We start from the raw sequence: 10,117 nt of genomic DNA on the forward strand, positions 1-10,117 counted from the left end.
TCCTCAGGCGGCCCGCACCACCTTCCAGGTGCCGTCCTCGCGCTGCAGCAGCAGGCGCGAGGTCACCGGGCCGCTGTCGGGCACCTCGACGACGCTCCCGCCGGCCACGACGCGGTGGGCGCTGACGGCGCTGACCACCCGCACCCAGGCGCGGTGGCCCTCGCGCTCCTCCACGCTGGCGGAGACGACCCGCGCGGCGGCGCCCTCCACCCGGCGGCCCCCCAGCGCCGCGACCAGCGCGGCGTCGGCGCGCGCCGCGGCGGAGCCGGCGACGTCGACCCGGTCCAGCAGGGAGGCGTCCTGCTCGGCCACCGCCCGCAGCCGCAGCTCGGCCAGGGCCGGCACGGCGACGGCGGGGTCCTCGGAGGTGAGCCGGGCGTCGACCGGTCGTGCGGCGCCGATCGCCACCGCCGCGCCGGCCAGCAGTGCCACCGCCAGCAGGCCCGCGGCCCAGCGCCCCGGGTGCCGGGCGAGCCGCACGCCCAGCCGGGGCCCTCTCCGCTGGTGCTCCGGCGCGGGCCCCGCGCCGCGGGCCGCGCTGCGCCGCACCCGCTGGGTCACGGCGGTGGCGCTGGACGCGGCGTCGGGAAGGCCCGCCCCCAGCGGCACCGGCGGCACCGCCTCCCAGCAGGCGCGGGCCAGGTCCTGCGCGCTGGGGGCGGCGGGGCCCTCGGCGGCCAGCGCCGCGCGCAGCAGCGCCGCCAGGACCGCTCGGTCGCCAGTGCTGGGGTCCCCACCGCCGGCGTCCCCGGCGCGGGAGTCCTCAGCGCCGCCGCCGACGTCCTCGCCGAGGGCGGCCAGCCCCAGGCGGGCCAGGGCGCGCACGTCCTCGGCGGGGTGCGGGCCGGCCCGGCGCGGGCGCGGGCCGCCGCCCGCCCGCAGCTCCCGGCGGCGCACCCCCTCCGGCACCGCCGAGCGCGCCCCTCCCCACCCCAGCAGCAGCGGCAGGCCGGCCCGGTCGACCAGGACGCCGGAGGCGCACACCTCCCCGTGCACCAGGTCGGCCTCGTGCAGCGCCCCCAGCGCGCTGCCCAGACCCGCCACCAGCACGGCCACCTCGCCCGGGTCGAGCCGGGATCGCCCGGCCAGCAGGTCTGGCAGGGCGCCGCCCGGCGCCGGCCCGAGCACCTGCACCGCGCCCTCCCGGCAGCGCACCACCCGCAGCAGCGGCACCACGTGGGGGTGCGCCAGGCGGCGCCGCAGCGAGGCCTCGTCGAGGCCCGCCAGGGGGCCGGTGCCGCCGGCGGGGCGCACCCGCTGGACCACCACGTCCCGGCCGTCCTCGTCGACGGCCCACCAGGCGGCGGGCCGCCCGGGCACCGAGGGCGCCACCAGGGGGCCCACCAGCAGGCCGGGCACCTGCGGCGCGGCCGGGAGCTCGGTCCGGGCCGACCTGCGGGAGGTGATCACCCGCACACCCTGCCCGCCGCGGGCCGCGTCCCGCTGGCGCGGCCGCTCGCCCTGTGGACAACTGGGGCCGTGGGTGTCGGGGTGGACGTCGTGGTGGTCGGTGCCGGGCTGGCCGGCCTCGCGTGCGGGCTGCGGCTGGCGGGCTCGGGCGCGTCGGTGCTGGTGCTGGAGGCCGGCGACCGCCCGGGCGGGCGCGTCCGCACCGACGACACCGGCGGCTTCCGGGTCGACCGCGGCTTCCAGCTCATCAACCCGGCCTACCCCGCGCTGCAGCGCGTGCTGGGCGCGGACGGGATGACCGACCTGGCGCTGCAGCCCTTCGCCGCGGGAGCTGCCGTGGCCCGCGGCCGGCGCCACCACGTGCTGGGCGACCCCCGCCGCCTGCCCTCCGCGGCGCTGTCCTCCCTGCTCGCGCCGGTGGGCTCCCCGCGCGAGAAGGCGGCCTTCCTCACCTGGGCGCTGCAGGCGGCCCTCGCCGAGCCCCGCGCCGTCCGCGACGGCGCCGACGAGCCCCTGGCCAGCGCCCTGGACCGGGCCGGGGTCCGCGGGCGGCTGCGCACCGGGGTGGTCGACCCGTTCCTGGCCGGCGTGCTGGGAGACGCCGAGGGGCGCACGTCGGCGTCCTTCGCGCGCCTGGTCGTCCGCTCCTTCGTGCGGGGCACCCCGGGCGTCCCCCCGGACGGGGTCCAGCGCCTGCCGGACCTGCTGGCCTCGCGCCTGACCGCCCTGCCCGGCGCCGAGGTGCGCACCGGCGCGGCCGTGGCCGCGGTGCGCCGCAGCGCCGACGGGGTGCGGGTGCGCACCGAGGACGGCGAGGTGGCCTCCCGCGCCGTCGTCGTCGCCACCGGGGGCTGGGAGGCGGCGCAGCTGCTGCCGGGACTGCCCGTGCCCGCCCCGCGCGCGCTGACGACCTTCTGGCACGAGGCGCCCGAGCAGCCCGCGCAGGGCGCGCGCGCGAGGCTGCTCCACCTCGACGCCGACCGCAGCGGGCCGGTCGTCAACAGCGCGCTGCTGTCGGCCGTGGCCCCCGGGTACGCGCCCACCGGGCGCCACCTGGTGGCCTCCACCGTGCTCGGGGCACCGGATCCGCGCGAGGCCGAGCCGGTGGTGCGCCGCCAGCTCGGGCACCTGTGGGGGCGCGACGCCGCCGGCTGGGAGCTGGTGGCCACCAGCGCGGTACCGCGCGCGCTGCCCGCGCTGCTGCCGCCGCTGCGCGCGCGACAGGACCCCGACCTCGGCGGCGGCGTGCACGTGGCGGGCGACCACCGCGACACCGCCAGCCAGCAGGGGGCGCTGGTCTCCGGGCGCCGCGCGGCCGGGACGGTGCTCAGGGCGCTGGGTCTGCCTCCGGCAGCCTGACCACGCGCAGCTCCGAGGCGCTCGCGCGGGCCGCGTCGAGCACCCGCGCGACGTGGAGGGACTCCCGCGGCGGCACCGGGACGGCCGTCGGGTCACCGGCGCGGACCGCGGCGGCGACGGCCCGGTAGAAGTCGGCGGGCTCCCCCGGCGCCGTCGGGACCGGACGGCGCTCGGCGCCGGCGACCACCCAGCCGGTGCACCGCGGCGCGTCGGCGAAGCCGCCGAAGGCCGCCGGCTCGCCCTCGAAGTCGGTGACCACGTAGGCCCCGGCGGTGCCGAGCAGGCGCGTGCGGGGGCCCGGCGCGCCCACCAGGGAGCCGACCGCCAGGTGCGAGCGCACGCCGCCCGCGTGGGTCAGCGCCAGCACGGCGTCGTCCTCCGACGGCGTGGTGCGCGCGGCGAGCTCGGCGTAGACGGCGCTGACGGGGCCGAAGAGGTCGACGGCGGCGTCGACCACGTGGCTGCCCAGGTCGAGCAGCAGCCCGCCGCCCTGGTCGGCGGGGGCGTTCTCGCGCCAGCGCTGCTTGGGCACCGGCCGCCAGCGCTCCCAGCGCCGCTCGAAGCGGTAGGGCCGTCCCACCTCGCCGCGCTCGAGCAGGCGCCGCAGGGTGCGGTGCTCGTCGGAGTGCCGCCGGTTCTGGAAGGTGGTCAGCACGGTGCCGGCGGCCTCGGCGGCCTCGACCACCCGCTGCGCCTGCGCCGCGTCCACCGCCAGGGGCTTGTCGACGACGACGGCCAGGCCAGCGGCGACGCAGGCGAGCGCCTGCTCGGCGTGCGCGCCGGACGGGGAGGCGAGGACGACGACGTCGACGGCGCTGCCCCCGAGGCCGAGCAGCGCGTCGAGGTCGGGCACCACGCGGGCGCCGGGCAGGTCCGAGCGGACCGCGGCGCTGCGCACGGCGTCTCGGGTGGCCACCACGGCCACCTCCGCGCCGGCGGCCCGCAGCAGCGGGACGTGGAAGGAGCGACCGGAGTCGCCGTACCCGACGAGGCCCACGCGCACCGCACCTACCCTAGGCGGGTGCAGCAGGGCCCCTCGGTGGAGCGCGTGGGCGGCGTCGGCGCCGGCGGCCTCGTCGACTACCTCGAGGCCTGGGAGCTCCAGCGCCGCGTCCACGCCGACGTCGTCGCCGGGCGCCGGGGCGACGCGCTGCTCCTGCTGGAGCATCCGCCGGTGTTCACCGCGGGCAAGCTCACCGAGCCCGCCGACCGGCCCCTCGCAGGCAGCGGCGTCCCCGTCGTCGACGTCGACAGGGGCGGCCGGATCACCTGGCACGGCCCGGGCCAGCTGGTGGGCTACCCGGTGCTGTCGCTGGCGGGCCGCATCGACGTGGTCAAGCACGTGCGCCGCGTGGAGGAGCTGCTCATCGCCGTCTGCGCCGACCTCGGCGTGAGCGCCGAGCGGGTCAGGGGCCGCAGCGGCGTGTGGGTCGCCGAGCGCAAGGTGGCCGCGATCGGCATCCGCGTGGCCCAGTCGGTGACGATGCACGGCTTCGCGCTGAACTGCGACAACGACCTGGGCGCCTACGGCGCGATCGTCCCCTGCGGCATCGCCGACGCCGGCGTCACGACGCTGTCCGCGGAGCTGGGCCGGCAGGTCACCGTGGCCGAGGTGCTGCCGCTGGTGGAGGCCCGTGCCGCGCTGCTCGACCCCGCGCGCGAGCCCGCCGCCGCCTGACGCACCCCGCGAGCGCGACGCGCTGGGCCAGGCCCAGCAGCGCGCCCACCAGCGGCGCGAGGAGGAGCGAGAGGAAGAACGCCCGCCAGGGACCGAGCCGGCGGGCCGGACGGCGGGGCGCCGGCAGCCACCGGGTCGGGCCGCCCAGCAGCAGCTGCGCCAGCACGCCGCCGGGCACCCAGCTGAGCCAGGACCACGCCCAGCGGGTGGCCCGCCACGGCGCGGGACCGTTCACGAGCTGGCCGAGCCAGCACGCCCAGCCGAGCAGCACCGCCACGGCGGCGACGGCGGGGAACGGCAGGAGCCGCCCCCAGAACGACGACGACCCGTCGAAGCCGCCCTGGACGCGCTCCACGCGCAGGTCCGGGGCGAGGGCCCGCAGCTGCTCACCCGCGTCCCGCTCCAGCTCGGTGCGCGGCGCCACCCAGGTGACGTCCGTGGTGGGCGGCACGACCACGACCTCCGCGCGCCGCTGCTGCAGCCCCTCGCGCCAGGTCACCCGCTGGTACCGCAGGGGGCTGCCGTCGTCGGGAGCGGTGGCCACGGTCACGCTCGTCACGTCGCCGGAGGCGACGGCGGCCTCCACCTCGCCCCAGTGCGCCGGACGGGCCCCGAACGCCAGCGCGACCACGAGCAGGACCGCGTACCCCGCGGCCAGGGCCCACCGCACGACGTCGTGGCCGGTGGTGCGCCGTGGCGCGAGCGGCGTGCGGCGCAGCTCGGCGGAGGTCGCCGTCAGACCGTCGGCCGTCTGCACCTCACCGCTGGTGACCGCCACCCCCGGGACGGTACTGCGGTGCGACCGCCGTGGGGAGCCCCGCCGGCCCGTCGCAGGTTGAGACAGCCGCTGGCGCGCGGCGCCCGCGCTGGAAAGGGTGGTGCCCGACCCCCTCCGGCGAACGGGCCGGCGGGGCCTCGACGAGGAGGAGCGCCGTGAAGGCCCTGCGCGTGCACGAGTACAACGAGCCGCCGTCGCTGGACGAGGTCGCCGAGCCCGAGATCAAGGGCCCCTGGGACGTGGTGGTCGACATCGGCGCCGCCGGGCTGTGCCGCACGGACCTGCACATCCTCGAGGGCCAGTGGGAGGCGATCCAGCACCCGCCGCTGCCCTACGTCATCGGCCACGAGAACGCGGGCACCGTGCGCGCGGTCGGGTCCGCCGTGAGCAACGTGGCCCCCGGCGACCTGGTGATCATGCACCCGCTCGTCACGTGCGGCCTGTGCCTGCCGTGCCGCAACGGCCAGGACGCCCACTGCGAGAACGCCACCTTCCCCGGCCTCAACGTCGACGGCGGCATGGCCGAGCAGATGCTCACCGGCGCCCGCTCGGTGGTGAAGCTCGACGCCGGGCTGGAGCCCGCCGCCGTCGCAGCGCTCGCCGACGCGGGCGTCACCGCCTACCACGCGGTGCGCAAGGCCGCGGGCGTGCTCTTCCCGGGCACCCACGCCGTCGTCGTCGGGGCCGGCGGCCTGGGGCACATCGGCATCCAGACCCTCGCCGCGATCACCAGCGCCCAGATCACCGTCGTCGACCGCAACCCGGCCGCGCTGGAGCTGGCGACGAGCATCGGTGCCCACCACACCGTGCTGGGCACCAGCGACGCCGAGGTGGAGAAGGCGGTGCTGGACGCCACCGACGGCGGCGCGCACGTGCTGTTCGACTTCGTCGGCGAGCACGGCGCCGAGCTGCTGGCGCCCAGGCTCCTGCGCAACCGCGGCCAGCACTACGTCATCGGCTACGGCGGCGAGGTGCGCGTCCCCACCATCGACGCCGTCATCCGCGAGATCAGCGTGGTCGGCAACCTCGTGGGCACCTACCAGGACCTCGTCGAGCTCATGGCGCTCACCGCGCAGGGCCGGGTCACCCTCCACACGAAGACGTACCCGCTGGGGGCCGCGCTCGACGCCATCCACGACCTCGAGGCGGGCAACATCCGCGGTCGCGGGATCCTCGTCCCGTGACCGTCCCGGCCCGCTGAGGCCGGTCCGACCGCCGCGGCCCTGACGGTCCCCTGTCGTCAGGGCCGCGGCCGGCCCCGCGCTCAGCGCCCCGGCACCTCGATGCCGTAGGAGCTGATGCGCCGGTAGACGGTGGCGCGGGAGATGCCGAGCCTCTCGGCGGCCTGCGCCACCGTCGTCCCGGGCACCGCGAGCGCCCTGACGATCTCGTCGCGCTCGAGCGCCTCGAGCCGGCCCAGGCTGCGCCGGCTCTTCGCGGCGAAGTCAGCGGGCAGGTGGCGGACGTCGACGAGGTCGGTGCGCGCCGAGGCCGCCTGCACCACCTGGCGCAGCTGCGTCGCCCCGCCGGGCCACGGGGCGCTGCGCAGCGCCTGCGCAGCAGCCGGGGTGAAGCCCACGTCGTGGTGGCGGTGGGCGCGGGCGAAGTGCTCGGCCAGCGGGAGCACGTCCTCGGGCCGCTCGCGCAGCGGTGGCACCTCGAGGACGACGTCGACGAGCGCGGCCAGCGGCGGCGGCAGCGCGGAGGCGTCGTGCTCGGTGAGCACGCACGGCTGCGGCGTGCCGTCGCCGCGCCGCGCGGCGCCGAGGAGGCCGGCCAGCTGGTCGGCGGCCCACGCCGGCAGCGAGGAGGCGCCGGACACGACGATGCAGGCGCCCTCCTCGTGCAGCACCGGGGTCCACGCCGCCAGCCAGGCGCTGACCTCCCCGGGGCCGGGGGCGCGCGCGGCCAGGAGGGTGCCCCGCAGCTGCGCGCGGCGCCGGGCGGAGGCCACCAGGGCGGTCTTGCCCGAGCCGGCCTCCCCCGCGAGCGCCACGGTCCGCCCGGCGAGCAGCGCGCGCTCCAGCTGCTCGACGGCGGTGGCCCACGGGAGGGAGGTGCACGGGTCGGCGGAGCCGGCGGCGCGGGCCGGCACCACCCGGTAGACCTGCCCGCGCGGCGCCGCCGGGGCGGGTGGCGCGGCGCCCTGCGTCGTCGTCCTGGTCTGGCCCAGCGCGGAGGCTCCCCCGCTGCGGGCGAGCATGAGCGCGGAGGTGCTGCGCGCCGCGGTGGTGGCCAGGGCGAGCAGCAGCCCGGAGGACGAGCGCGACCAGGTGGTGAGGTTGACCGTGCCGGCGACGTCGCCGGTGCGCGGGTCGAGCACGGGGGCGGCGGCGCAGGTGTACTCGCGCAGGCTCTCCACGTAGTGCTCCGGGCCGCGGACCAGGCTGGGGGCGCGGTCGGCGATGGCCAGGCCGAGCCCGTTGGTGCCGGCGTGGGCCTCGGCGTAGGAGAACCCCGGCGCCAGGTGCACCCGGTCCAGGGAGCGGTGCATGGCGGCGTCGTCCAGGAAGCGCTGCAGCACCAGGCCCGTCGCGTCGGTGAGCATGACGCCCACCGCCTCCCCGGCCAGGGTGGAGCGCAGGTCGGCGAGCACGGTGCGGCCGGACTCCACGAACAGCGGGTCGACGTCGACGGCGGCGCTGTAGACCGGCGGCACCTCGTCGGGGGGCACCTCCAGGTGGCGGCTGCGCTCCCAGGAGGCGCGCAGCCTCAGCGACGCGTCCACCGACGTGCCCGAGAGGGCCTCCGGCGCCATCCCCCACCTCCGGGTCGGGGGCAGCGCTGCCCCCGGTGCGCACCAGCGTAGGCGCGGGCCTCCCGCGGCGTCTCACAGTGAGACGCCCTCCCCCTGTGAGACGGCGCCGGCGGGTGCGACCTTCTTCACGGAGCGACGACGCACCACCTCGACGAGGAGGACCCGTGTACAGCAAGGACGGCACCGACTACTTCATCCTCGACGCGCACATCGCGCTGTGGGACGCCCGCCCGGAGAACCTGCGCAACGTCCACGGCAAGCAGTTCATCGACTGCTTCTACGACTACCACCGCAACCTCTCCCCCGAGAGCGAGGTGTGGTCCTACGAGGAGTACTGCTACTACGGCGGCCAGCGCCTCATGAAGGACCTCTTCGAGGACGGGTACGTCGACCACGCGATCTTCCAGCCGGCGATCCTCGGCGAGTTCTACAAGAACGGCTTCGGGCAGACCGAAGAGGCCTTCGCGCTGGCCCAGGCCCACCCCGACAAGCTCACGTACAACCACGCCTACGACCCCCGCTTCGAGGCGAAGGGCCTCGAGCAGCTGCGCCGTGACGCGGAGCGGATGGGCCTCAAGGGCGTCAAGCTCTACACCGCCGAGTGGCAGGGCGAGTCGCGCGGCTACAAGCTCACCGACCCCTGGTCGCGCCGCTACCTCGAGGCGTGCCTGGAGCTGGGCATCACCAACATCCACGTCCACAAGGGCCCCACCATCCGCCCGCTGGACCGCGACGCCTTCGACGTGGCCGACATCGACGCCGTGGCCAGCGACTACACCGGCCTCAACTTCGTGGTGGAGCACTGCGGGCTGCCGCGCCTGGAGGACTTCTGCTGGATCGCCACCCAGGAGCCCAACGTCTACGCCGGCCTGGCGGTGGCGATGCCCTTCATCCACACCCGCCCGCGCTACTTCGCGCAGATCATCGGCGAGCTCATGTACTGGATGGGCGACAGCCGGATCTTCTTCTCCTCCGACTACGCCATCTGGACGCCCAAGTGGCTGGTGGAGAAGTTCGTCGACTTCCAGATCCCGGAGGACATGACGGAGTACGCCCCGCTGACCACCGACACCAAGAAGCGCATCCTCGGCCTCAACGCCGCGGCGCTGTACGACATCCCCGTGCCGGAGCACCTGCAGGTGGCGCCCGAGCCCGCCGCGGTGCCGGAGCCGGCCGTCTCCGCCGCCGAGCCCCGCGCCGCGGGCAAGGCGGAGATGGCGGGGATGGCGTGACGGCCCTCGACGAGCGCCCCGCCACGCGGACGGGGCTGCAGCAGCGGGCCTGGGACGCGCTGGCGGCGGTGATGGACCCCGAGCTCGACGAGGCGATCACCTCGCTGGGGTTCGTGCGCAGCCTCGACGCGGAGGACGACGTGGTGCGCGTGCACCTGCGCCTGCCGACCTCGTTCTGCTCGCCCAACTTCGCCTACCTCATGTGCTCGGACGCCAAGGACGCGCTCACGGCGCTCCCCGGCGTGCGGCACGTGCTGGTCGAGCTCGACGACCACCACGACTCCGACCTCATCAACCGGGGCCTGGCCGCCGACGCCGGCTACAAGGGCACCTTCGGGCACGAGGCGGAGTCGGACCTGGACGAGCTGCGCCTGACGTTCCGCCGCAAGGCCCACACCGCCGCCGCGGAGCGGGCGCTGACCTCGCTGCTGCGGGCCCGCCCGGAGCTCGGCGAGCACGACGTGCACGCCGTCCGGCTGCGCGACCTGCTCCCGGGGGACCCCACGGACGCGCTGGTGCGCCGCCGGGAGGCCCTGGGGCTGTCCGTCGAGGACGACGCCCCCGTCGCCGTCGACGACCACGGCACGCCCGTGCCGCCGTCGGTGGTCGGGATGTGGCTGCGCAAGGCCCGCTCCACGCGCATCAGCATCGACGGCAACGCGCACTTCTGCCGCGGCCTGCTGGCCACGCGCTACCCGGGGGCCGAGCACGACCAGGCCCCCCGCGACGAGGGCACCGCACCGGTCCCGGTGCAGCTGCTCACCCGCCGCCCCGCCTGACAGGCCCCGCTCCCGCTGTGATCATGGGCGTGGGGCCCCCCCCCGGGGGGGGGCGCCCCCGCGAACCCGGGGGCGGGGACCCCGCCCCCCGGGGCCCCCCCCCGCCCCCCAACCCCCCCCACC

9 protein-coding genes are annotated in these 10,117 nt (G+C 77.6%); 5 read left to right on the forward strand and 4 right to left on the reverse strand.

Going from position 1 to position 10,117, the window contains the following annotated elements:
* Positions 1 to 3 precede the first annotated feature (3 nt).
* Entirely contained in the window at positions 4 to 1,410 is a 1,407-nt protein-coding gene (locus ACUN9U_RS07935) for a protein kinase (protein WP_445484396.1), read from the reverse strand.
* A gap of 81 nt (positions 1,411 to 1,491) precedes the next feature.
* Here ACUN9U_RS07935 and ACUN9U_RS07940 point away from each other — a divergent pair, with 81 nt between their 5' ends.
* A complete protein-coding gene (locus ACUN9U_RS07940; RefSeq protein ID WP_445484397.1) occupies positions 1,492 to 2,769 on the forward strand; it encodes an NAD(P)/FAD-dependent oxidoreductase in 1,278 nt (425 codons plus the stop codon).
* Here the strand turns inward: ACUN9U_RS07940 and ACUN9U_RS07945 are convergent.
* A complete protein-coding gene (locus ACUN9U_RS07945; RefSeq protein ID WP_445484398.1) occupies positions 2,738 to 3,772 on the reverse strand; it encodes a Gfo/Idh/MocA family protein in 1,035 nt (344 codons plus the stop codon). The genes ACUN9U_RS07940 and ACUN9U_RS07945 overlap by 32 nt on opposite strands.
* A gap of 18 nt (positions 3,773 to 3,790) precedes the next feature.
* Between ACUN9U_RS07945 and lipB the strand changes: the two genes are divergently transcribed.
* Positions 3,791 to 4,447, forward strand: a complete 657-nt coding sequence (gene lipB, locus ACUN9U_RS07950) for a lipoyl(octanoyl) transferase LipB (protein WP_445484399.1) — start codon at positions 3,791 to 3,793, stop codon at positions 4,445 to 4,447.
* Here lipB and ACUN9U_RS07955 read toward each other — a convergent pair.
* Positions 4,368 to 5,225, reverse strand: coding sequence for a hypothetical protein (locus ACUN9U_RS07955; RefSeq protein WP_445484400.1), 858 nt, complete (start codon positions 5,223 to 5,225; stop codon positions 4,368 to 4,370). The genes lipB and ACUN9U_RS07955 overlap by 80 nt on opposite strands.
* A gap of 155 nt (positions 5,226 to 5,380) precedes the next feature.
* Between ACUN9U_RS07955 and ACUN9U_RS07960 the strand changes: the two genes are divergently transcribed.
* Entirely contained in the window at positions 5,381 to 6,409 is a 1,029-nt protein-coding gene (locus ACUN9U_RS07960; RefSeq protein ID WP_445484401.1) for an NAD(P)-dependent alcohol dehydrogenase, read from the forward strand.
* Positions 6,410 to 6,489: 80 nt separating this feature from the next.
* On the opposite strand, the gene ACUN9U_RS07965 is transcribed toward ACUN9U_RS07960, so the two are convergent.
* Positions 6,490 to 7,983, reverse strand: a complete 1,494-nt coding sequence (locus tag ACUN9U_RS07965) for a helix-turn-helix domain-containing protein (RefSeq protein ID WP_445484402.1) — start codon at positions 7,981 to 7,983, stop codon at positions 6,490 to 6,492.
* 164 nt (positions 7,984 to 8,147) lie between these two features.
* Between ACUN9U_RS07965 and ACUN9U_RS07970 the strand changes: the two genes are divergently transcribed.
* Complete coding sequence (locus ACUN9U_RS07970; RefSeq protein WP_445484403.1) at positions 8,148 to 9,215, forward strand: amidohydrolase family protein; 1,068 nt, start codon at positions 8,148 to 8,150, stop codon at positions 9,213 to 9,215.
* Positions 9,212 to 9,994, forward strand: a complete 783-nt coding sequence (locus tag ACUN9U_RS07975; protein WP_445484404.1) for an iron-sulfur cluster assembly protein — start codon at positions 9,212 to 9,214, stop codon at positions 9,992 to 9,994. Before ACUN9U_RS07970 ends, ACUN9U_RS07975 begins: the two co-directional genes overlap by 4 nt.
* Positions 9,995 to 10,117: the final 123 nt, after the last annotated feature.

This window comes from Quadrisphaera sp. KR29, assembly GCF_052644995.1.